The following is a 19,994-nucleotide window of genomic DNA, read 5'->3' on the forward strand; positions in this document are numbered from 1 at the left end:
CCGTGGGTATGAAAGACCTCTCAAAGATCATGCAGCAGGCTCAGGAGATGCAGGCCAAGATGCAGGAAGCCCAGCAGAAGATCGAACAGATCGAAGCTGAAGGCATTGCTGGCGCCGGCCTCGTCAAGGTTCGCCTGCGCGGCAAGGGCGAAATGGTCCGCCTCAGCATCGATCCGTCCCTTCTGGAAGACGAAGCGGAAATTATCGAAGACCTGGTCAAGGCGGCGCACGGCGATGCACGCAAGCGCCTCGACGAGGAAATGGAAAAGGCAATGAAGGAAGCCACCTCCGGCTTTGGCGGCATGATGCCCGGCTTCAAGATGCCGTTCTAAGCTTCAATGAGCCAGAAGAGCGCCGGACCTGAAATCCTGAAAATGATTGAGCTGATCGGGAAGCTTCCCGGTCTGGGGCCGCGCTCGGCCCGGCGTGCGGCGCTGCACCTGTTAAAGCGCAAGGACCAGCTGCTGATGCCGTTGGCTGACGCGTTGGCGGACGCCGGTAACCGGATTGAGCAGTGCAGGACGTGCGGGAATTACGACACGCTGCAGCCTTGCGCCGTCTGTCAGAATACGGGCCGGGACGACAGCGTCATCTGCGTGGTCGAGGATGTGCCGGACCTCTGGGCACTTGAACGCGCGAGCGCCTTTCGTGGGCGCTACCACGTGCTTGGCGGCGTCCTGTCGCCGCTCGATGGCGTGGAGCCAGAAGACCTGACCATTGGTATGCTGGTGGACCGCGTGAAGGGCGGCGAGGTTCGCGAAGTGATCTTCGCGCTCAGCGCGACGCTCGATGGCCAGATCACGGTCGATTATGTTCGCGACCGGCTCGAGGGCTTCGATATCACCACCACCCGGCTCGCCCAAGGCGTGCCGCATGGCGGTGAGCTTGATCATCTAGATGAAGGCACGCTGGCCGCCGCGATGCGGTCCCGGCGGTAGTAAGGCCCCACCCTGACCCTCCCCAGAGGGGAGGGGATACTGTTTCGCCGAGCTTTGAAATTGCGTCTGCCATCGTAAGCATCGCCCCCCTCCCCGCTCGCGGGGAGGGTCGGGGTGGGGCTTACTTGAGCAGCTACTCGACAGCGCGTTCCTTGGCGCGTTTCCAGGCCGGGCGCTCCATGTTGCGCTGATAATATGCCTGGAGGTTCTTGTAGGGGCCGAGCTCTCCCAGTCGCTCTGCCATGTTGGCGATGTAGGTCACGCCGATATCAGGGGCCTGGAACTTGTCGCCAAGGATGAACTCGCGGTCGGCAAGGTGCTTGTCCAGAAGGCCGAGGTGAAGCGGGACCTCGCCATCAGCAAACGCCTTGTGAACCGGAGAAGGATTATCGCCTTCGCGGGCCTGCAACATGCGCATGAAGAGCGGCAGGAAGGCCGAGCCTTCGGGGTAATGTAGCCAGCGCTGGTATTCAGCCCAGGCTTTCTTGTCAGACCGTGGCGGCGCGAGTTTGCCGTCCGGGTCATAATGATCGACCAGATAGGCCGCGATCGCGCCGGACTCAGTCAGCATGACGCCGTCGACTTCGAGCGTCGGTGATTTGCCGAGCGGCGTGGCTTCCTTCAGGTCTTCCTGTGAACGGAAGGTCTCTGGATGCCGGCGATAGACCTCCAGTTCATAGTCGAGGCCAAGCTCTTCGAGCAGCCAGACAGTGAAGATTGAGCGCCCGATGCGCAGGTGGTGGAGAATGATCATAAGAGTGGCTTCCTTGGCCTATTCGTTTCGGTCGATGCGGTAGACGACGCCGTCCATATTGGCGGTCGCCGCATAGAGATTGCCGTCCGGGCTGATGGCGACATCGCGGAAAGGAATTTCGAGGTCTGCCATGAGGTCGGCCTGACCGGTCACATTGCCTTCCTCGTCCAGCATGATGTGGACGAGCTTCTTGCCGCGCGGACCATTCATGGCGCCGACGATCAGGTCGCCGTCCCACTCCGACCAGACGTCACCGCTGACAAGCGCCATGCCTGATGGGGCGATGGATGGCACCCATTTGACGACGGGCTGCTCCATACCGGGGGCTTCGGTTTCATCTGTGATGATGGTGCCGTCATAGTTCACCCCATAGGTGATCGCCGGCCAACCATAATTATTGCCCGCTTCGATACGGTTGAGTTCATCACCGCCTTTTGGGCCGTGTTCGTGTGCCCAGAGCGTTTCGCGGGCTTCGTCCCAGACAAGACCCTGCACGTTGCGGTGGCCATAGCTCCACACGCCGGGCAGGCCGTTCTCGCCATCGATGAAGGGATTGTCTTCCGGGAAGGATCCATCAGTGTTCAGGCGGACGATGGTGCCATGATAATTCTGCGGGTTCTGGGATTCTTCCATATAGCGGAAGCCTTCGCCGAGCGCGGCGATCAGCGTGCCGTCGGGCAGGAAGGCAAGGCGGCCGCCATAGTGGTGGGAGGTCTCGCGCGGGGCGCCGGTGAAGATTTCCTGCACATCGCTCAGCTCGCTCGCATTATCCGACAGAACGCCAGAGACGACGGCCGTGGTGTTCTGTTCTGCCGTGCCTTTTGCGAAGGCGAGGTAGAGTTTGCGATTGCTGGCAAAGTCTGGGTCGAGCGCCATCGCGAAATAGCCGCCCTGCGCGCTCACATGCGCTTCGGGCGTTCCGGCGACCGGTTCTGGCAGGAGTTCAACATCGCGAACAAGCCGGATCGTGCCGCTTCGCTCTGTCACCAGCATTGTGCCGTCAGGAAGGAACAGCATGTCCCACGGAAATTCGAGGCCTTCGGCAATCGGCGTCAGACGGAACCCGTCTTCGCTAATTACGGCTTCTGTCGAGGTGTCGCCGGCATCGGCTTCATTCGTGGTGTTGTCGACGTCCTCGATGGGGGCTGCAGGGTCGCTGTCAGACTGTGAACAGGCGGCTGCAAGGATGAGGGCGCTCGCGGTCAGTGCCAGGAATTTCATGATCTCTCCGATGACTGTCTTGCCTTTATCTAGGGCCTCGGCGGGACAACGCAAATGAGCGCCACAAAAGAAAAAGGGCGGCCCCCTCGAGGGCCGCCCTTCCTGGTTTCATATCAGACCTGATTACCAGCTCTTACGAACCCGCACGCCGTAGAGACGCGGCTCGGTCAGGAAGATGTTGGAGAACAGGCCGGAGCTGTCGTCGGTGAGGTAGCGGCCAGTGATGACCTCCTCATCGGTGACGTTCTTGCCGAAGATCTCAAACTCGAGGCCCTTTTCGTCATTGAAGAAGACAACTGCGAGGTTGAGGTTGTTCCAGCTTTCCAGCTCATCGCCGGTGGTGTTCCAGACGCGGCTGAAGCTGTCACCCTGATAGTAGTAGTCACCGCGGATGCGCGCATCCCATGCCCCACCGAAGACGCCTTCGAAGGTGTATTCGGCACCAAGGCTGAGCGTCGTTTCCGGCGCACCCGGGATGGAATTGCCATCAAGGTCCTTCGCATCGCCGTCGAATGGCGTGAGTCCACCGATGGTCCGCGTTACACCATTGGAGTCGGTGTAGGTGACCGTTGGCACACCGAAGGCGCCTTCAGCCCCTGCAAAGGCACCAACACAGAGACCAGCGGTCGAGCCAGGAGCCAGAGCACCAGCCTGGATCGCACCGAGAATGGTGGCGTAACCCTGCGCAGAGACGACACAGTTCGAATAGGTCTGTGCGTTCTTCAGCGTGATCAGGTCAGCGCGGCTATTGGTGCGGTCCAGAACATCAATCGCATGGGTGTCCTGGATCTCGGTGTCGAGAAGGCCGAGATTGGCATTGATGACGAAGGTCGATGCCGGGTTCCAGATCGTTTCGAGTTCAAAGCCTTGCAGCTTTGCATCGATGTTGAAGTTCGCAGATGAGCGGTTCACGATCTGCGTGATCTGGTAGCCTTCATAGTTGTAGTAGAAGCCGGTCGCATTCAGCTGCAGGGCACCTGAGGCGAGCGTATTCTTCGTCCCGATTTCGTAGGAGTCGATGAACTCCGGATCGAAGGTCTGCGGGAAGTTATTGGCACCCGCCGGTTGTGGCGGGTTGATGCCGCCGCCCTTATAGCCGCGAGAGTAGAAGCCATAGATCAGCGACTCGTCGGTGAAGCTGAGATCAGGCTGCCAGTCGAGACCAATACGGCCGGTGGTTTCTTCGAAGGCGACATTGTAGCTGCCGTCGCCGGCATCGTCGTTCGAGTTGCCCGGAATTGGCTGTGGTGAAAGGTCAGCCTGTGGGTTCGGGTTCGGCACGAAAAGCGCCGTCGGGATGTTGTCCTGCTCTTTCTTGTCATCGGTATAGCGAAGGCCGATGGTGAGCTGGAGATCATCCGTAAGGTCGAAATAGCCTTCACCGAAGACGGCGAAGGATTCCAGACGATATGGCGAAAGCGAACGGAAGTAGTTGCCGCCAAAGCCGCTGAAATTAGTGATCGGACCGACGGTCGCGCCAGACGTATCAATTGGAACGGGACCGCCAAAGACGGCACCACCCGTTGCATTGTTGAACTGGGTGAGGCCTGTCAGCGTGTTCGAAAGAACCACATAGCCAGCCGTTGGGTCTGATGGGTCGATGGCTTCGAAATCGACGGAAATGGCGCCGAGATTGAAGTTGAAGCGACCGTCGAAATCCGACTGGAGACGCAGTTCGTGCGTGGTCTGTTCGCTGCCGCCGCCGGAGATGTCGAAGGTGCGGAACGTGTTCGACGCGCCGAGCTGCGGATCGCTGACGACGCCGCCTGGGAAGAGGGCGTTGTAAAGGTCAGCCGTCGGGCTGAGGCCCGGAGGTATGGCCGAAAGGTCGTTGAACGCGACGTTTGGTGCGATCTTGTTGTAGTCCTCAACGGACACGGCCGAGGTCTCATTGTAGCTGCCGAGATAGGTCAGCAGGAGAGAGTCGGTGAGATCAAACTCGGCTTTCCAGGTGAAAAGCTCCTGATCAGCCTTGTAGACCGGGTCGAAGGCCGACTCGATCTTGCGCAGATCCTGAATCAGCGGGTCGGTGAAGGCGTCGCCGTTCAGCAGGCCCGCGGCGATACCCAGACCACCACCAAGCGTACCGGCGGAGTTCACGCGCTCATTCGACTGGCTGAGGGCTGCTTCCTGACAGCCAAGCGTCGTGTAGATCTGATCGGCCCCGCCGATAGGAATGTTCGCAAAGCTCGTCAGGAACGGATCCTTGTCACAGAGCTGCTTGCCCGAGCGTAGCCGTGAATCGTCTTCCTCGAAATAGTCATAGGAGACCCAGCCGCGCAGACGGTCTGTCGGTTCAACGGCGAGGGTCGCACGGAAGCCGTAGAGATCACGGTCATCAATGTCGTTGCCGGTGATGACGTTATCGACATAGCCGTCGCGCTGAAGCAGCGAGCCTGCGAGGCGGAAAGCAGCCTTCTCACCAAGCGGGATGTTCAGCATGCCCTTCGCCTTGAAGGTATTGTAGTTGCCATAGGTGAGGTTCAGGTCAGCCTGGAATTCCTCGAAGACCGGCTTCGCCGTAATGACGTTGATCACACCGCCGGTGGCGTTACGGCCGTATAGCGTGCCTTGCGGGCCGCGCAGGGTTTCAACACGTTCCACATCATAGAACTCCGCCTCGAAAAGGCGGTTGGCGGTGAGCGGTACATCGTTCTGGTGGACACCCACGCCGGCGTCACCTGACTGGGCGACAAGGTCGGCACCGATGCCGCGAATCTTGAAGTTGTAGGAGCCGCCGAAGTTAGCCTTGGAGAAGGAAACGTTCGGGATGGAACGGACGAGGTCCGGACCGCCAGTCAGCTGCAGCTTCTCGAGCGCCTCTTCGTCAAATGCCGAAACGGCAATTGGAACGTCCTGAATGGACTCTTCGGTCTTCTGCGTGGTCACGAGAACCGTGCCAAGCGTGCGCCGGACTTCCTGTTCGCCGCCTTCCTGTGCGGTCGCAACCGGCGCAAACAAGCTCAATGCGATCGCCGAGGCGCCCGCGAGCATCAGATACTTTTCGGGTGTCTTTTTAGTCATCTCAACTCCTCCCAGATGAGCGGTCATTCTCGCTGACCGTCCCATCAATTGCGTTTCCTCATGGGCCGACTTTTTTGTATTTGGCCGTGCCCCACTGGTTAGTTCATCGGGAGATGTGACAATTTGTCAACAACTTACTCGACGTACGGGAACTTGAATATTTGCCGTGTTTTTTAGGTAACTGGCAGCTGACCTTAAGGAAGGTTTAGCTTGGACCAGCATGGTGGCTCTGCTATCTGCCCGGACTATGAGCCAGTCTTCATCAGCACTCGTCCTGTTTTCGGGCGGTCAGGATTCCACGACGTGTCTTGCGTCAGCGCTCAAGCGCTATCGCCATGTTGAAACTGTGGGGTTCGACTATGGTCAGCGCCACCGCGTGGAGCTGGATGCCCGTGTGCACGTGCTGACGGCGATTCGGCAGGACTTTCCGCAATGGGCAGACCGGCTCGGCGAAGATCATCTGATCGACCTTGGCGTACTCGGACAGATCAGCGAAACGTCACTGACGCGTGAAACCGAAATCACCGAGAATGAGGACGGCCTGCCGTCGACCTTCGTGCCGGGCCGCAATCTCATCTTCCTGACACTATCAGCGGCGCTAGCCTGGCGCCGGGGCATTGATGTGATCATTGGTGGGATGTGTGAGACAGACTATTCCGGCTATCCGGACTGTCGGCGCGACACGATTGATGCGCAGCAGAAAGCCCTGTCGCTGGGCATGGACCGGCAATTCACCCTGAAGACGCCGCTCATGTGGCTCGACAAGTCAGAAACCTGGCAGCTTGCCTTTGATATTGGCGGAGAGGCGCTCGTCGACCTTATCGTTGAGAAGACCCATAGTTGTTATATGGGCGACCACCGCACGCGCCATGACTGGGGCTATGGCTGCGGCAAGTGCCCGGCCTGCGACCTGCGCGCGAATGGCTATCACAAATGGCGGGAGCGCCAGAAGTGAAAACCTATTCTGTGAAGGAAGCCTATGTGACCCTTCAGGGCGAGGGCGCACAGACCGGGCGTGCGGCTGTCTTCCTGCGCTTTGCTGGCTGCAATCTGTGGAGCGGGCTGGAACGCGACCGCGAGAGCGCGGTCTGCAAGTTCTGCGACACTGATTTTGTCGGCACGGACGGTGAGAATGGCGGCAAGTTCAAAGGCGCCGAGGCACTGGCCGATCATGTCGTTTCCGTCTGGCGCGAGAAAACCAGGGAAAGCGTCTCGAAAGGATACGTCGTCTGTACAGGCGGGGAGCCCCTGTTGCAGCTCGATGAACCGGCGATCAATGCGCTGCATGCCCGTGGGTTCGAGGTGGGTATCGAGACCAATGGCACCCTGCCTGCGCCATCGAGCCTCGACTGGGTCTGCGTCTCACCCAAGGCAAATTCCGACGTTGTGCAGCTCAGCGGCAATGAGCTGAAGCTCGTCTATCCGCAGACCGAAGCAGAGGCCCAGCCGGAGCGCTTTGCTGCGCTGCAGTTCGAACACTTCTTCCTGCAGCCCAAAGATGATAACAGGCAGGCCGAAAACATCGCGGCTGCGGCCGATTACTGCATGAAGCATCCGAAATGGCGACTGAGCTTACAAACCCACAAACTGATCGGGCTGCCCTGAGCCCTTCAGGCGAAGTGTTCGAAATCTCCAAGGCGGTGACCTTTGAGGCTGCGCATTTCATGGGCGGTAAGCCTGAAGGCCATCCCTATCGCAATCTGCATGGACATTCCTTCCGCCTCGAGGCTGCTGTCAGAGGCCGCGTGAAGCCGGGTGAGGAATGGGTCGAGGATTTCAGCAAGCTGACCGACGCTCTGAAGGCGACGGCCGAGAAACTCGATCACTCACTCCTGAACGAAATCGAAGGTCTGTCGGTGCCGACGCTGGAGCGTATCTGCCTCTGGGCTGCGCGTGAGATGAAGGCGGAGCTTCCGCGGCTCAGCCGCATCACGCTTTCGCGGCCGAGCCTGAATGAAAGCTGCACGCTGGACCTTGGCCAGTAGCGTCTAGTCGTCCGAGCCGGACAGCTCTTCGGCAAATTCCCGGGCAAAGCGGCGGGATGCGCGTTTGGCATCGCTCCACACGCCTGCGGCCATGACTTGGGTAATGTCGTTTTCGAACCAGTCATATTCGAACTCGCCAACAGGCGTGCCGGACGCATCATAGGCGATTCCATGAAGGTCCATGCCGCCGAGCGATTTGGAGCGCAGCATGTCGAGGCCGGGCCGGCGGCTCATCTGCTCCATTGTCGGGCGGTTTGGTTTCGCGTCGACGATGGTCACGGTGACGCGGGCCGGATCGAGGTTTGCCTTGCCAAACTCACGCTCAAGGTCGCCGCGAATGTCTTCGCTAAGCTTGTCGCCTTCCTTGATGCCGTAATCGTCTTCGAGCTTCTCCTGAAACTCTGCCGAATAGGTGATCTGGATGTCGGTCGCCGACGCGAATGGGGCGATCGCGATTGCGGACAGGGCGATAAATACGGTTTTCATGGGCTGACCTCCTTCGAAAGGTGCGCGCTGATTATAGCAGAATAACGCGCCCGGCGAAGAAGGGGTTGCCGAGGAAGCTGCCACCTGCTCTCGCAGGCAGCAGCTTCACGGCAGGTTCTACACAGTATCAACGAGGACGATTTCAGCGTCCGAGATACCATTAATCGTGATCTTTTCAGGCCCGGTGATTGCGACGCCGTCCCGTGCATTGAGGCGGTCCTTGCCATTGAGATCTACAGATCCGTCTGCGAGGACGAGATACCCATAACGGCCTGCACTGACGCTGTATTCCAGCGATTCTCCAGCTTTCACCGTCGCGCCAAGCACCTTGGCGTCCTGGCGGATGGGCAGGGCCTTGGCGGCCTCGTCACCGCTGGCGAGCGTGGCCCAGGCACCTGAACGGTCTGCCTTCGGGAACTTCTGTGCGCCCCAGCCCGGTTCGCCGCCTGCAGTGGCGGGCTCAATCCAGATCTGGAAGAGGGTGGTTTCATGGTCTTCAGCATTCCATTCAGAATGCTGGACGCCGCGGCCGGCGCTCATCACCTGGACGTCGCCTGCTTCGGTGCGGCCTTTATTACCCATGGAGTCCTGGTGGGTGATCGCGCCAGAGCGGACATAGGTGATGATTTCCATGTCCCGGTGGCCGTGTGGTGGAAAGCCGGTCTGTGGACGGACCTTGTCGTCATTCCAGACCCGGAGCTTCCCGTGGCCCATGCGGGACGGGTCGTAATACTGGGAGAACGAGAAATGATAATGGGCGTCGAGCCACTCGTTCCTGAATGTACCGAGCCCGTTGAACGGTCTGATATCGATCATGGCTTTTCTCCGGTTTTCTACTTCCGGAAAAGAAATGGCGCGGCATCGCTGCCGCGCCAATGGGATGTTGAGCAGATGACTTATGCAGCGCCCGAATGAATAGGCGCTGCATGTGGAGCCAGCAGACTAGATCGGTTCGTAAGGGAAGACCGAGGTGGTTGCGCCCATATCCATGAAGCTGCCCTTCATTGATGGCAGGCCCTGGTTGAGCAGCGTTTCCGGCGTCCAGCCTTCGAGACGCGCGACGGATTTTACCGGACGAGGCTGGTCGAACAGGACGACCTCATTGCCGCGCACCGAGAAGATCTGGCCGGAAACGTCCTTGGACTTGTCGGCGCAGAGCGCGACGGCGAGCTGGGCGACCTGATCGGCGCGCATGCCGTTCTTCATCCGCTCGACACGTTCCTTACCAGCCTCATCCTTGACCGGGATGGATGCGATCATGCGCGTCCAGGCGAAGGGCGCGATGACGTTGGAGCGGACATTCTTGCGCTCGCCTTCCATGGCGATGATGCGCGAGAGGCTGGCGATGCCGAGCTTGGCAGCACCATAGTTTGCCTGGCCGATATTGCCGATGAGACCGGTTGTCGACGTGAAGAGCACGTATGAACCGTCTTCCTGGTCCCGGAAATGGTTCACCGATGCGCGGGTCACGTTGAAAGAGCCGTTGAGGTGAACGTCGATGACGGCCTTCCAGTCGTCTTCGGACATCTTGTGGAACATGCCGTCACGCAGGATACCGGCCGGGTTCATAATCCCGTGCAGGCCGCCAAACTCATCCTTGGCCTGTTCAATCATGCCTTCGACGGCTTTGTAGTCGGTCACGCTGTCCGAGTTCGAGACAGCTTCGCCGCCTGCGGCACGGATTTCCTGAGCCACTTTTTCGGCCGGGCCCGCATCGCCGGCGTCATCCCCGGAGAGCGTGCCGCCTAGATCGTTTACAACGACCTTTGCGCCTTCTTTTGCGGCGAGCAGCGCGCATTCCTTGCCGATGCCGTTGCCGCCACCTGTGACCAGGATCACTTTTCCGTCGAGTACGCCCATGAATTTTCTCCTCAATCGCTTTGTTCAAAAGGGTTAGTTGCGTTCCAACACCCTCAGGCAAAACTTGGCAAGTCGATAGAGGGAGACCTATCGCCGCTGCGGGTAGAAAGGGTCACGCTGCAGCGGCGATATTATTACTGAAGGCCCGCCTATTCGGCCGCAGTCTGCGAGGCGCGGTAGCCAGCGACCTTTGCGATGCTCGCGTCAGCTTCGGCGATGATGCGCTCTACGATGTCCTTGACGGGGAGAACGTCTTTCACACCGCCAGCAGACTGGCCCATGGCGAAGCAGGACGTGTTGGCATTGAGCTTGGCTTCGTCGGTGATGCCGCCAATGCCGCCAATTACGCCCGTCTTGTTGGAGTGAATGGCTTGATGCGGGAAGGGCTGGATGTCTTCCGGGCGGCTTTCCCAATCCTGGATATATTCATTCGTCCGGCACCGCATCGGCTTGCCTGAATAGCAGCGGGTGCGGGTGGTGTCGGTATCGCCTGCACCGACGACGGTCTGCTTGTAGAGGTTGGCCGCGTGCGCTTCTTCGGAAGCGATGAAGCGGGTGCCCATCCAGACACCAACGGCGCCAAGTGCGAGAGAGGCAGCAAGGCCGCGCCCGTCATAGATGCCGCCTGCGGCAATGACGGGAATGTCGACAGCCTCGACGGCCTGCGCGACCAGCGGCATGGTGCCGACAAGACCGGTATGGCCACCGCCTTCACCGCCCTGCAGGATGACGGCATCGCAGCCGGCCTGCTCTGCCTTGATCGCGTGCTTCACAGCGCCGCCGACGACCATGACCTTGAGGCCGGCCTTCTTCAGTTTTTCCATGATGGGCATCGGCACGCCCAGACCGGCAACGAAGCTGTCTGCGCCGCCATTGATGATGACATCGACGGATTCTTCGAGGCTTTCCGGGGACGCGGCCAGAAGGTCGACGCCGAAGGGTTGGTCTGTGAGCTGGCGGACCTTCTTCATCTGGTCGGCGATGAAGTCGGGTGTGGTACCGGCCATGCCAAGAACGCCGTAACCGCCAGCATTCGACATGGCGGCGGCAAGCTCTGCGTAGGAAACGCCGCCCATGCCAGCGAGCATGATCGGGTATTTAACGCCCAGAAAATCGCAAAGCGGTGTGTGCAGGCTCATGATGCTTTCTCCCAAAGTGTCTCTGGGCGCATCAATGCGTCGTCAGCCTGATTTGTGAAGTCGTCCCGCGACGGCAGGACGAGAGTGTTAACGCAGCCGGGCGGAACCAATCGCTGCTTCACCGATTATTTACACAGATTAACCCGAGCAGCCGTGGCGCACCGCCACAGGAGTTTAGAATGAACTTCAAGATCGTAATTCTCGCAGCGTCCGCGCTCCTCATGGGCGCATGCGGCGATACCGAACAGGACGTCAACGACCAGGTCGGCGACCAGACCTCTTCACCTGAGTATGTTTACGGCGATGAGACGACCACGGACACCCCGGACCTGATTGAAGGCGATGGCTCGGAAGTCGCCAATGATGATGCTGTGGTGGACACCCGTGTCGATACTGGCCCCGCCAATATGGAAGTCGAAGGCGGAATGATGTCGGAAGACGATGTCGATAGCGGTGAAATGACGCCGGAGCAGGATGGCTCGCCTGAAACGATGGACGAGACCACCCCGCAATAGGACCTAGAAGATCGCGTAACCGCCATCGATCAGGAATGTATCACCTGAATGGTAGGTCGATGCATCCGAGGCCAGATACACAGCAACACCGCCAAAATCTTTCGGCTCGCCCCAGCGGCGGGCCGGAACGCGAGAGATGACCTTGGTCTGGAAGGCTTCGGTGTTTTGCGCGCTTTGCGTCATGTCGGTCGCGATCCAGCCCGGCAGGATTGCATTCGCACGGATGCCATAGCGCGCCGTCTCGACAGCAATGGCCTTGAGCATGGAAATGAGACCACCCTTCGTGGCGGCGTAGGCCTGGTTCCGGGCGGCACCTTCGATGGCGGCCAGTGATGCGACACCGACCAGCGATCCACCGGGGTCACCGGCTTTCGCGCGCTCGGTGATGTGCTTGGTCGCTTCGCGCAGGGTCCAGAACGCGCCATCGAGATTGACGGCCATGTTCTTGTTCCAGGTTTCAGTGTCCATCTCGGCGAAACTGGACGCGCCGAAGCCGACACCGGCATTTGCAATACACGTATCGACGCGGCCAAATGCGTCGACGGTCGCCTTCATCGCGTCAATGACGGCTGACTCGTCTGAGACATCTACGCTCCAGGCTTTCACGTCGCCAGCGCCAAGTTTTGACAAGGCCTCGACCGCTTCCTTGTTCGCCGCATCCTTGCGGCCCCAGATCGCGACGTGCGCATTAGAGGCTGCCAGCGCCTCGGCCATACCGTAGCCGATACCGCGATTGCCGCCCGTGACAAGTGCAACTTTGCCGGTCAGATCAAAAGGTGCGTAGGCCATTGTTTTTCTCCCTGAATGTCTGAGCAGCATAAAGCTTCAAGGGCCTGCCGGATGCAATAATGACGAGGGGGAAAGTTGTCAGACCTGGCCGGCGATAGGCTATCGCGCCCGCAGGGAGACACCCGCGCCGGGCCGGCGGCCGCGGTCCGGAATGACAAGGCGCACGAGCTCTTCCTCACGGTCGATCTGAAGCCGGAAGGCTTTCAGGACGTCGAGGCCGAGGATCATGACAGGCGTCTCTGCCAGCCCGAAGCGTTCCAGAAACTCAGGGTCCGAAACGATGATGTTGAAGCGGTCGACCTGGAAGTCACCGATCTCGAAGCGACGACTGAACAGCACTTTTAGCGGGGTGACGTTACCCGTCGCGCCAATCAGTTCGACATCGCGGATTGCATGCTGGGAGCGGCTGGCGCCTTCAGCGAAAGCTGAATTGATGACCGATATGCTGGCGCCTGTATCAATGAGAGCAAGGCCTGGTTTCCCGTTCACGCTAACCTCTACGAAGGGCAGGCCGCCGATGCGCGTGATCTCAAGCCGGGTCGTTATCGACCGGCTGATGTGAGCTGGCCGACGATCAGAAACCCGCAGGCGGCTCCTCTCAAAATCGAAGTCGAGTGTCCTGTGCGGCAAGCTGCTTGCCGGGATGACGTTCCCGGTCGAGGGAAAACGCACTTTGTCATTATAGGCGGCCCGCGGCGCATCTAATCGAACCGGGCCGACAGTCAGGCCGCCTATATCAATGACAGGGAAGGTGCGCACATTTCCAAGGCCGATAATATCGACCATGTCAGGGCTGGCTGGCGGCGTTACGCCGATGAGTGCTGCAGACTGGCTGTCGATGATCGGGAAGGTCGCGCCGGTATCGACAATCGCTTTGACATCCTCACGCCCGTCAAGACGCAGTGTGACTACCATGTGACCGGACTCGGTAATCTCGAACGGAATATCGTCGCTGATGGCGGCGCGTGCGGTGAGCGGAGCCAGTAATAGAGCTATCAGAATAGCTGCGATGATCGAGGTGTGTTTCACCTCATGTCTCCCTTCCGCGCTCTCTTCGTGGAGCGCTTCAATTCTGGGAGTATGCCATCATTTGCTGTTTTCAGGAAGCGAGACGGCAAGGGCCACACCGGCATCAATGATCCGGCGCGTCTCGTCCCAGAGTTTCAGGCCTGGAACGTCAGACAGGTTGAAGAAGCGGGCATCTGCTGCATCGTCGCCTGCAACGGGTTCGCCCGATGTCCATATGGCGAGATAGTCGCAGAGCACGTAGTGGCGTGTAATCAGAGAGCCTTCGCGATTTTTGATGATGGCGTCCACAACGTCGAGAAGGCCTGCGACGTACGCATCGACACCGGTTTCTTCCTTCAGTTCGCGCAAAGCTGCGTCTTTGGCCGTTTCACCGGGCTCGATACGTCCGCCCGGCAGCGACCATTCCCCCGTCATTGGCGGGGTGCCCCTGCGGATCAGGAGGACCTGATCCCCGCGCAGGCACACCACGCCGGCTGCCGGCCGGGGGCGGACGCCATCGGCAAGTTTTGGTGAATTTTCTACGAATGGCATTGAGCAAACCTGAAGTGCAATTTAATTCGGAACGCCTGGGGGACACAGCATGGCGCGCTCGTCGGGCAAAAAGCGAATTAGTCTCGCCCTGCAGGGCGGCGGATCGCATGGTGCCTTCACCTGGGGTGTACTGGACCGGTTGGCCGAAGAGGACAAGCTGGAGATCAGTGCAATCTCCGCGACCTCGGCCGGTGCCATGAACGCGGTGGCTTACCTCTCAGGTCTGCGGAACAATGGACGGAAGGGCGCACGTGTCGCGCTGGAGAACTTCTGGACCGACATTTCCAAGAAGGGGGCGCTTTATCGGGCGGCGCCCTCCAATCCGATGGCACAGGAACTGATCGGCAGTCCCTTCGGGTTCTGGACGACGAATGTCGCCAAGGTCATGACGACCTTCTTCAGCCCGTACGACCTCAACCCGGCGAACATCAATCCGCTGCGCGATATCCTGAAAACAATCGATTTTGATGCCGTCAGGTCGAGCGGTGTCGATCTTCACGTCGCTGCCACCAATGTGCAGACGGGGCAGTTGAAGACCTTCAGCGGCATAGAGCTGACCTGCGACGCGGTTCTAGCCTCGGCCTGCCTGCCGCAAGTCTTTCAGGCGGTTGAGATTGACGGTGTGCCCTATTGGGATGGCGGATATGTCGGCAATCCCCATCTGAAGCCGCTGCTGGAGAGGAGAGACACGCGCGACATCCTGCTGGTGACGCTGAACCCTATCAAGCGGAATACGACGCCGCGAAGTGCGGCAGAGATTCAGGATCGTCTGAACGAGATCATTTTCAACACGTCGCTTCTGAACCAGCTTTGCAAGGATAACGTCCAGGAGGCGAAGCCTCCAAGAAGATGGCCATTCGGTGGAGGCAAATCCAATGGCCCGCTGATGCACGCCATTCAGGGCGACGATGTACTGTCCTTCCTGAGCCTCGATACCAAATTTGATACGAGCTGGCAGTTCCTGACCGGGTTGCGGGACAAGGGACGCAAGGCGGCGGCTGACTGGCTTAAGAAATGCGGTGACAAGGTGGGTTACGCGTCCACCGTCGACATCGAAGACGCCTTCTTCAAGGACTAGGCGTCGAAGCGTAGCATTGTGATCTTCGCCTTGCCGGCTTCGCGTGTATCGACTTCGGTGAAGCCCGGATGCTCAAACGTCTCGCGCGCCTCTGTCTCCACGACGACCAGCGCGTCTGGCGCGAGCCAGTCGCCGGTCCTGAGCGTCGCAAGACATGGCTCGACGAGCCCCTTATTATAGGGTGGGTCCATGAAGGCGAGGGTGAATGGCTCACCGACGCCTGCAGGTTTGGCACCGAGATCGGTGGCGCTGCGGCGATGGATGCGCGTGTTTCCGAAGAGCTGGAAGCTCTCGATATTATTGCGGATCGCGCCGCGGGCCGCGCTTTCGGTTTCCACAAAAAGGCAGAAGGCGGCGCCACGAGAGATCGCTTCGAAGCCGAGCGCGCCAGAGCCCGCAAACAGGTCGATGACACGTGCGCCTTCGAGGTCCGGCGCCCACGATGCATGCGCGAGCACGTTAAACAGGCTTTCGCGTGCCCTGTCGGACGTTGGCCTTGTATCGCGGCCTGCGGGCGCAGTGATAGCCTGACCTTTGAATTTTCCAGATATGATCCGCATGGCCGAGGCGCTTAGCATCATGCAGGGGTGGCGAAAAGCGCGGGCGGCTGTATGAGCGAAAGCATGGCGCCAGACTCTAGACATATGACGCGAGCACTTGAGCTTGCGCGCGAGGCGGCTGCCGATGGCGAGGTCCCGGTCGGCGCCGTGGTCGTGGACCCGCGCACCGATGAAGTGGTCGCCGAAGGGCGTAACGGCCCCATCGGGATCCATGATCCGACGGCGCATGCAGAGATTGTCGCAATCCGTCAGGCAGGCATGAACCGGAGCAATTACAGGCTCACGGGTCTCTGGCTCTTTGTGACGCTGGAGCCGTGCGCCATGTGTGCGGGGGCAATCTCCTTCGCGCGGATCGGGAAGCTGATCTACGCCGCAGAAGATCCAAAAGGCGGGGGCGTCGTGCACGGGCCGCGCTTTTTCGACCAACCGACATGTCACTGGCGGCCTGAAATCTACCAGGACCTTGAGCACGCCGAAGAAGCGGGGCAATTGCTACGCGACTTCTTTCGCGCGCGCCGGGCATGATCTCGCCTTGATCGGGTGGCAGCTTTCGGGGCAGCATCGCTTCTGAAGGGGGACACACCATGAAACCAGCACTGATCCTGACGGGGCTCATTGCCCTGCCGCTTGTCGCGAGTGCGGCCTTGCCGCCGCAATACCAGCGCCAGCGCGAACTGGTCAGCATCATCCAGAGCGGTGACGTTTCTGAAGCACTGGATGGACGCCCAATCGATGCCATCGAGACAGACGGGTCCGACACCTACATCGTGCGGGCCGGAGAGTGCACGGTGACCATTGAAATCGTCGGCACTGGCGAGCGGATGCCCGAAGGTTGGGTAGGGCCAAGGCAGTACGATCTCCAGATTGGCGAGGTAAATTGCGTTGATCTAGCATCAAATGACGACAAATAATTATTGCAGAACAATAATTATTTGGTATAAGAACCCATATCTTATGGATGGGGGTCTTATATGTCCTATGAAAACCAGTCGAACGGCAGCGGGAAAGCCGGGTCCTATGACACGCTTTCAGTTCTAGCGTGGATCGCAGTCGCCATCCTGGCGCTAAACGTGTCCTACTTCGTTGGCGAAGAAGTCGGCGGTCAGTATTTCGAAAGCGGTGCGGACATCCTTCCGCTTCTAAGCGGGATTACGATCGGGCTACTGAAGGCAGGGCCCACAATCTTCATAGCTTTTGCGCTGGCTGACTTCGCCTCCTTTTTTGGGCGTTGTGGCAAGGGGGACGTCTTCACGGCGCGGAATCTCAAGACGCTGCGCCAAGGTGCAGACAGCCTGATCTGGGCAGCCGTCACCAGCGCCGTAATCATCCCCGCAGTGCTTGGCTGGGCCGGTGACGAAACGAGCCGCAACATATTCAGCTTTACGGATCTTGCGCTTGGCGTTGGCCTGATGGGGTTCGCCCTGCACGGGCTTGCCGGTGTCTTTGAGGATGCGATCGTGCTCAAGGATGACAATGACCAGTTCGTCTGAAGACAGCGACCTTCCAGGTGAAATCATTGTCCGATTGGACGTCATGCTTGCGCTCAGGAAGCGACGCGCCAAGGACGTGGCCGCCGAAATCGGAATGACGGAGGCCAATCTCTCACTGCTCAAATCGGGCAAGGTGAAGGGCGTCAGATTCGATACGCTGATCCGGCTTTGCGATGCGCTTTCCTGTGCGCCCGGAGACCTTCTGGAATATGTCGGGAATGAGGCAGATTAGGGTGCGTTAACACTCTGGAATTATTAAATTAAATTACAGAAAGTGATGCTTGATTACCACACATGCTTTCGGGTGCATGCTGTGCAGGAACAGGGTGCCTTTCGCGTCGTTTCCCTTCCCGTTCCGGACATGATCCGGAGCGGTAGAGTTACAGAACGTAAAAAGGATACCTCCCATGTTGAAGACCACGCTTATTGGCACCGCCGCAGCAGGTGCAATGATTGTCGCTGCCGGTTCGGCTTCGGCGCAATCCTATTCCGACGAACAGGGCTTTTATCTGCAAGGTGGCTACAGCTATCTCGACATCCAGCCTGACGGTGCCGATAGCGGCGTCGACACGAACGCCATCACGGCCCGCGCAGGCTACCAGTTCAATGACTGGTTCAGCCTTGAATCCGACATCACGACCGGCATCGACGATGGCGAGTTCGACTATAATGTCGACGAAGACGAGTTTGACCTCGACGACAATAATGATGGCGACTTCAACGACCTGATCGCGGGTTCTGGCGATATCGGCCTGAACTACCTGGTCGGTATCTACGGCAAGGCAGAAGTGCCGGTCACGGAGCGTCTCGACGCCTTTGGCCGTGCCGGTTACGCATTCGTCGACCTTGATGCCGATATTCAGACGCCGGGTGGTACCACGATCACGACGATCGAGGACTCCGAAGACGGTGCAGCTCTCGGCGGTGGCCTGGACTATGCGCTGACCGAGGACTGGAATCTGCGCGGTGAATACACCTGGTATGGCTTCGGCAACACCGACACCCATGCTGCGATGGTTTCAGCGGGCTACAAGTTCTAGTCTTTTGAGACTCTGAACGAGAAACGCCGGTACCTGCGGGTGCCGGCGTTTTTTTTAAGCAATCAGAGAAATCCCGCCGCCCGTGCGAGATAGACGACGCCGATCACCGTCACGAGCCAGCGCATCCATCTCTTGAAATCGACGTCACTCATCCTCGCCAGCACAAGGCCGCCAAGCCAGGTGCCTGTCATGGATAGCGGGATGGCAAGAGCGAAGAGCCAGAGCGGCGGGATATGGACGTCCCCAGCTGCGGCGAGGACGGGCAGGCTCCAGAAAGCGATCTTGACCAGATGCGCCAGAACCTGTGTCGCCGATTTGGTTGCGACAATGCCCTGCCGGGTCATGTCGGTGCGTACGAAAAAGAGGTCCAGGAGTGGACCTGCGACGCCTGCCAGCGTGTTGAGGGCCTGAACGATGAAGCCGGCGACTTCCGCCTGACCACGCTTCTGAATGTCGAGATCGATGATCTTTCGCGGTACCCACACCATCAGCGGGGTGAGGCCAAGCAGGAGGTAAACAATGGTCTTGTCCGGACGCCAGGCGAGCAGCACCAGCAGCAGAACAGCGCCAACTGACCCAGTCGCATAGCGGGCGAAGATCGCCCAGTTAATCTGTTTGCGAAGGAGCCAGGCCCGCCAGCCATTGGATACCATCTGGATCGCGCCATGAACGATCATCGCGGTTGCGACCGGCAGGAGCGCCGTAAGCACCCCCATCAGGATCAGCCCACCCGCCATACCGAATATGCCGGAAATGAAGGCTGTCACGAGTGTCGCAATCAGGATGATGGCAGCGCTTAGCGGGCTCATGGCGTGGTCGGATAAGCCGATTGGCGTCCTCGCACCAGCGCCTGAATTGGGGCACATTCACTTTGCATTTGCCGGGTGAAGCCCTAATCGCTTCGCCATGTCTGATGATGAGCGCCCGAGCAAGATTGGCCCCTGGACGGTTCACACGACCGAACTGTCCTATGAAAACCCCTGGATCCGGGTGGAGACCAGCACGGTTGCCCATCCAGACGGAAGTCCGGGCATCTATGGCGTGGTGCGATACGCGAACCTTGCTATCGGTGTACTGCCTATCGATGAAAGCGGGCACACATGGCTGGTCGGCCAGCACAGATTTCCCTTCGACGCCTATAGCTGGGAGCTGCCGGAGGGCGGTGGACCCAGGGCTGAAGACCCGCTGGATGCTGCAAGGCGCGAACTTGCCGAAGAAACAGGGCTCCGCGCCGGGAACTGGCAGGTGCTTGGTCGCTGGGACGTCTCAAACTCGGTGAGCGACGAGACTGCGATTGGCTACCTCGCCTGGGGCCTCACTGAGGGGGAGGCGCAACCTGAGCCGTCCGAAGCGCTGACATTGAAACGGGTATTCTTCCCCGATCTCGTAAGCATGTGCCTTGATGGGGAGATCGGGGACGCCTTCACACATCTGATGGTATTCGCCGCGCTGGAGCGGGCGAGACGGGGCGACCTGCCGGATGAGACCGCAAGACTGCTATTGAGATAAAGATGGCCCCTGCCGGGTCGGAGCAGGGGCCTCTATCCTGTCGAGA

At 59.4% G+C, this 19,994-nt stretch carries 25 protein-coding genes; 13 read left to right on the forward strand and 12 right to left on the reverse strand.

The genetic code is table 11. The annotated features are described in order from the left end of the window. Positions 1 to 8 precede the first annotated feature (8 nt). Together O4G74_RS05515 and recR are read left to right on the forward strand one after the other, a co-directional pair. Complete coding sequence (locus O4G74_RS05515; RefSeq protein WP_269401644.1) at positions 9 to 332, forward strand: YbaB/EbfC family nucleoid-associated protein; 324 nt, start codon at positions 9 to 11, stop codon at positions 330 to 332. 6 nt (positions 333 to 338) lie between these two features. Next, complete coding sequence (gene recR / locus O4G74_RS05520) at positions 339 to 938, forward strand: recombination mediator RecR (RefSeq protein WP_269401645.1); 600 nt, start codon at positions 339 to 341, stop codon at positions 936 to 938. Positions 939 to 1,071: 133 nt separating this feature from the next. Here recR and O4G74_RS05525 read toward each other — a convergent pair whose 3' ends face one another. The 3 genes from O4G74_RS05525 to O4G74_RS05535 all read right to left on the reverse strand — a co-directional run bounded on the left by O4G74_RS05525 (position 1,072) and on the right by O4G74_RS05535 (position 5,937). Continuing rightward, positions 1,072 to 1,692 carry a glutathione S-transferase family protein gene (locus O4G74_RS05525; protein WP_269401646.1) on the reverse strand — a complete coding sequence of 207 codons (621 nt, stop codon included), beginning with the start codon at positions 1,690 to 1,692 and terminating at the stop codon, positions 1,072 to 1,074. Positions 1,693 to 1,710: 18 nt separating this feature from the next. Beyond that, positions 1,711 to 2,913, reverse strand: a complete 1,203-nt coding sequence (locus O4G74_RS05530; protein ID WP_269401647.1) for a PQQ-dependent sugar dehydrogenase — start codon at positions 2,911 to 2,913, stop codon at positions 1,711 to 1,713. A 123-nt stretch (positions 2,914 to 3,036) separates the two neighbouring features. Then, on the reverse strand, positions 3,037 to 5,937 hold the full coding sequence (locus tag O4G74_RS05535) for a TonB-dependent receptor (RefSeq protein ID WP_269401648.1): 2,901 nt from the start codon (positions 5,935 to 5,937) through the stop codon (positions 3,037 to 3,039). A 247-nt stretch (positions 5,938 to 6,184) separates the two neighbouring features. Here O4G74_RS05535 and queC point away from each other — a divergent pair, with 247 nt between their 5' ends. The 3 genes from queC to O4G74_RS05550 are packed head-to-tail and all read left to right on the forward strand — an operon-like array spanning position 6,185 to position 7,922. Then, positions 6,185 to 6,892: a 7-cyano-7-deazaguanine synthase QueC gene (queC, locus tag O4G74_RS05540; protein ID WP_269401649.1), complete on the forward strand. Its 708-nt coding sequence runs from the start codon at positions 6,185 to 6,187 to the stop codon at positions 6,890 to 6,892. Beyond that, positions 6,871 to 7,542 carry a 7-carboxy-7-deazaguanine synthase gene (queE, locus tag O4G74_RS05545; RefSeq protein ID WP_419715349.1) on the forward strand — a complete coding sequence of 224 codons (672 nt, stop codon included), beginning with the start codon at positions 6,871 to 6,873 and terminating at the stop codon, positions 7,540 to 7,542. The genes queC and queE overlap by 22 nt, the downstream gene beginning before the upstream one ends. Continuing rightward, positions 7,497 to 7,922: a 6-carboxytetrahydropterin synthase gene (locus O4G74_RS05550; protein WP_269401651.1), complete on the forward strand. Its 426-nt coding sequence runs from the start codon at positions 7,497 to 7,499 to the stop codon at positions 7,920 to 7,922. The genes queE and O4G74_RS05550 overlap by 46 nt, the downstream gene beginning before the upstream one ends. A 3-nt stretch (positions 7,923 to 7,925) precedes the next feature. Here O4G74_RS05550 and O4G74_RS05555 read toward each other — a convergent pair whose 3' ends face one another. The 4 genes from O4G74_RS05555 to O4G74_RS05570 all read right to left on the reverse strand — a co-directional run bounded on the left by O4G74_RS05555 (position 7,926) and on the right by O4G74_RS05570 (position 11,407). Then, on the reverse strand, positions 7,926 to 8,408 hold the full coding sequence (locus tag O4G74_RS05555; RefSeq protein WP_269401652.1) for a hypothetical protein: 483 nt from the start codon (positions 8,406 to 8,408) through the stop codon (positions 7,926 to 7,928). Positions 8,409 to 8,525: 117 nt separating this feature from the next. Then, positions 8,526 to 9,224, reverse strand: coding sequence for a pirin family protein (locus O4G74_RS05560; RefSeq protein WP_269401653.1), 699 nt, complete (start codon positions 9,222 to 9,224; stop codon positions 8,526 to 8,528). Positions 9,225 to 9,350: 126 nt separating this feature from the next. Then, on the reverse strand, positions 9,351 to 10,268 hold the full coding sequence (locus O4G74_RS05565) for an SDR family NAD(P)-dependent oxidoreductase (protein ID WP_269401654.1): 918 nt from the start codon (positions 10,266 to 10,268) through the stop codon (positions 9,351 to 9,353). Between the two features lie 149 nt (positions 10,269 to 10,417). Beyond that, complete coding sequence (locus tag O4G74_RS05570; RefSeq protein WP_269401655.1) at positions 10,418 to 11,407, reverse strand: NAD(P)H-dependent flavin oxidoreductase; 990 nt, start codon at positions 11,405 to 11,407, stop codon at positions 10,418 to 10,420. Between the two features lie 179 nt (positions 11,408 to 11,586). Between O4G74_RS05570 and O4G74_RS05575 the strand changes: the two genes are divergently transcribed. Further along, positions 11,587 to 11,922 (forward strand): hypothetical protein, encoded by a 336-nt coding sequence (locus O4G74_RS05575; RefSeq protein WP_269401656.1) that lies wholly within the window; start codon positions 11,587 to 11,589, stop codon positions 11,920 to 11,922. A 3-nt stretch (positions 11,923 to 11,925) separates the two neighbouring features. Here the strand turns inward: O4G74_RS05575 and O4G74_RS05580 are convergent, their stop codons facing one another. The 3 genes from O4G74_RS05580 to O4G74_RS05590 all read right to left on the reverse strand — a co-directional run bounded on the left by O4G74_RS05580 (position 11,926) and on the right by O4G74_RS05590 (position 14,271). Next, a complete protein-coding gene (locus O4G74_RS05580; RefSeq protein WP_269401657.1) occupies positions 11,926 to 12,711 on the reverse strand; it encodes an SDR family NAD(P)-dependent oxidoreductase in 786 nt (261 codons plus the stop codon). 99 nt (positions 12,712 to 12,810) lie between these two features. Next, a complete protein-coding gene (locus O4G74_RS05585; RefSeq protein ID WP_269401658.1) occupies positions 12,811 to 13,740 on the reverse strand; it encodes an aspartyl protease family protein in 930 nt (309 codons plus the stop codon). A 57-nt stretch (positions 13,741 to 13,797) separates the two neighbouring features. Beyond that, positions 13,798 to 14,271 (reverse strand): NUDIX hydrolase, encoded by a 474-nt coding sequence (locus tag O4G74_RS05590; RefSeq protein WP_269401659.1) that lies wholly within the window; start codon positions 14,269 to 14,271, stop codon positions 13,798 to 13,800. Positions 14,272 to 14,320: 49 nt separating this feature from the next. Here O4G74_RS05590 and O4G74_RS05595 point away from each other — a divergent pair, with 49 nt between their 5' ends. Next, positions 14,321 to 15,349: a patatin-like phospholipase family protein gene (locus O4G74_RS05595; protein ID WP_269401660.1), complete on the forward strand. Its 1,029-nt coding sequence runs from the start codon at positions 14,321 to 14,323 to the stop codon at positions 15,347 to 15,349. Here O4G74_RS05595 and rsmD read toward each other — a convergent pair. Next, on the reverse strand, positions 15,346 to 15,909 hold the full coding sequence (gene rsmD, locus O4G74_RS05600) for a 16S rRNA (guanine(966)-N(2))-methyltransferase RsmD (protein ID WP_419715367.1): 564 nt from the start codon (positions 15,907 to 15,909) through the stop codon (positions 15,346 to 15,348). The genes O4G74_RS05595 and rsmD overlap by 4 nt on opposite strands. Before the next feature lie 51 nt (positions 15,910 to 15,960). On the opposite strand from rsmD, the gene O4G74_RS05605 reads away from it, so the two are divergent. The 5 genes from O4G74_RS05605 (at position 15,961) to O4G74_RS05625 (ending at position 18,439) form a co-directional block, all read left to right on the forward strand. After that, positions 15,961 to 16,434, forward strand: coding sequence for a nucleoside deaminase (locus O4G74_RS05605; protein ID WP_419715350.1), 474 nt, complete (start codon positions 15,961 to 15,963; stop codon positions 16,432 to 16,434). Positions 16,435 to 16,493: 59 nt separating this feature from the next. Beyond that, complete coding sequence (locus O4G74_RS05610) at positions 16,494 to 16,820, forward strand: hypothetical protein (protein ID WP_269401663.1); 327 nt, start codon at positions 16,494 to 16,496, stop codon at positions 16,818 to 16,820. Between the two features lie 60 nt (positions 16,821 to 16,880). Further along, positions 16,881 to 17,399: a DUF2975 domain-containing protein gene (locus tag O4G74_RS05615; protein ID WP_269401664.1), complete on the forward strand. Its 519-nt coding sequence runs from the start codon at positions 16,881 to 16,883 to the stop codon at positions 17,397 to 17,399. Next, complete coding sequence (locus tag O4G74_RS05620; protein ID WP_269401819.1) at positions 17,383 to 17,631, forward strand: helix-turn-helix domain-containing protein; 249 nt, start codon at positions 17,383 to 17,385, stop codon at positions 17,629 to 17,631. The genes O4G74_RS05615 and O4G74_RS05620 overlap by 17 nt, the downstream gene beginning before the upstream one ends. Before the next feature lie 175 nt (positions 17,632 to 17,806). Beyond that, the gene (locus O4G74_RS05625) at positions 17,807 to 18,439 is read left to right on the forward strand and encodes a porin family protein (RefSeq protein WP_269401665.1); all 633 of its coding nucleotides are present in this window, start codon (positions 17,807 to 17,809) and stop codon (positions 18,437 to 18,439) included. A 62-nt stretch (positions 18,440 to 18,501) separates the two neighbouring features. Here O4G74_RS05625 and O4G74_RS05630 read toward each other — a convergent pair whose 3' ends face one another. Continuing rightward, complete coding sequence (locus O4G74_RS05630) at positions 18,502 to 19,248, reverse strand: TSUP family transporter (RefSeq protein WP_269401666.1); 747 nt, start codon at positions 19,246 to 19,248, stop codon at positions 18,502 to 18,504. Between the two features lie 97 nt (positions 19,249 to 19,345). Between O4G74_RS05630 and O4G74_RS05635 the strand changes: the two genes are divergently transcribed. Then, positions 19,346 to 19,948: an NUDIX domain-containing protein gene (locus O4G74_RS05635; RefSeq protein ID WP_269401667.1), complete on the forward strand. Its 603-nt coding sequence runs from the start codon at positions 19,346 to 19,348 to the stop codon at positions 19,946 to 19,948. Positions 19,949 to 19,994 lie beyond the last annotated feature (46 nt).

This window comes from Henriciella marina, assembly GCF_027213945.1.
Classification (GTDB): Bacteria; Pseudomonadota; Alphaproteobacteria; order Caulobacterales; family Hyphomonadaceae; genus Henriciella; species Henriciella marina_A.

Bases quoted from the DNA above. Each gene is read 5' to 3' on its own strand.
- O4G74_RS05515 (WP_269401644.1), top strand. From the start codon at position 9: ATGAAAGACCTCTCAAAGATCATGCAGCAGGCTCAGGAGATGCAGGCC.
- O4G74_RS05625 (WP_269401665.1), top strand. From the start codon at position 17,807: ATGTTGAAGACCACGCTTATTGGCACCGCCGCAGCAGGTGCAATGATT.
- O4G74_RS05550 (WP_269401651.1), top strand. From the start codon at position 7,497: ATGGCGACTGAGCTTACAAACCCACAAACTGATCGGGCTGCCCTGAGC.
- O4G74_RS05535 (WP_269401648.1), bottom strand. From the start codon at position 5,937: ATGACTAAAAAGACACCCGAAAAGTATCTGATGCTCGCGGGCGCCTCG.
- O4G74_RS05605 (WP_419715350.1), top strand. From the start codon at position 15,961: ATGAGCGAAAGCATGGCGCCAGACTCTAGACATATGACGCGAGCACTT.
- queE (WP_419715349.1), top strand. From the start codon at position 6,871: ATGGCGGGAGCGCCAGAAGTGAAAACCTATTCTGTGAAGGAAGCCTAT.
- O4G74_RS05610 (WP_269401663.1), top strand. From the start codon at position 16,494: ATGAAACCAGCACTGATCCTGACGGGGCTCATTGCCCTGCCGCTTGTC.
- O4G74_RS05565 (WP_269401654.1), bottom strand. From the start codon at position 10,268: ATGGGCGTACTCGACGGAAAAGTGATCCTGGTCACAGGTGGCGGCAAC.
- O4G74_RS05635 (WP_269401667.1), top strand. From the start codon at position 19,346: ATGTCTGATGATGAGCGCCCGAGCAAGATTGGCCCCTGGACGGTTCAC.
- queC (WP_269401649.1), top strand. From the start codon at position 6,185: ATGAGCCAGTCTTCATCAGCACTCGTCCTGTTTTCGGGCGGTCAGGAT.
- O4G74_RS05590 (WP_269401659.1), bottom strand. From the start codon at position 14,271: ATGCCATTCGTAGAAAATTCACCAAAACTTGCCGATGGCGTCCGCCCC.
- O4G74_RS05560 (WP_269401653.1), bottom strand. From the start codon at position 9,224: ATGATCGATATCAGACCGTTCAACGGGCTCGGTACATTCAGGAACGAG.
- O4G74_RS05530 (WP_269401647.1), bottom strand. From the start codon at position 2,913: ATGAAATTCCTGGCACTGACCGCGAGCGCCCTCATCCTTGCAGCCGCC.
- O4G74_RS05630 (WP_269401666.1), bottom strand. From the start codon at position 19,248: ATGAGCCCGCTAAGCGCTGCCATCATCCTGATTGCGACACTCGTGACA.
- O4G74_RS05575 (WP_269401656.1), top strand. From the start codon at position 11,587: ATGAACTTCAAGATCGTAATTCTCGCAGCGTCCGCGCTCCTCATGGGC.
- rsmD (WP_419715367.1), bottom strand. From the start codon at position 15,909: ATGCGGATCATATCTGGAAAATTCAAAGGTCAGGCTATCACTGCGCCC.
- O4G74_RS05525 (WP_269401646.1), bottom strand. From the start codon at position 1,692: ATGATCATTCTCCACCACCTGCGCATCGGGCGCTCAATCTTCACTGTC.
- O4G74_RS05580 (WP_269401657.1), bottom strand. From the start codon at position 12,711: ATGGCCTACGCACCTTTTGATCTGACCGGCAAAGTTGCACTTGTCACG.
- O4G74_RS05555 (WP_269401652.1), bottom strand. From the start codon at position 8,408: ATGAAAACCGTATTTATCGCCCTGTCCGCAATCGCGATCGCCCCATTC.
- O4G74_RS05570 (WP_269401655.1), bottom strand. From the start codon at position 11,407: ATGAGCCTGCACACACCGCTTTGCGATTTTCTGGGCGTTAAATACCCG.
- O4G74_RS05620 (WP_269401819.1), top strand. From the start codon at position 17,383: ATGACCAGTTCGTCTGAAGACAGCGACCTTCCAGGTGAAATCATTGTC.
- recR (WP_269401645.1), top strand. From the start codon at position 339: ATGAGCCAGAAGAGCGCCGGACCTGAAATCCTGAAAATGATTGAGCTG.
- O4G74_RS05595 (WP_269401660.1), top strand. From the start codon at position 14,321: ATGGCGCGCTCGTCGGGCAAAAAGCGAATTAGTCTCGCCCTGCAGGGC.
- O4G74_RS05615 (WP_269401664.1), top strand. From the start codon at position 16,881: ATGTCCTATGAAAACCAGTCGAACGGCAGCGGGAAAGCCGGGTCCTAT.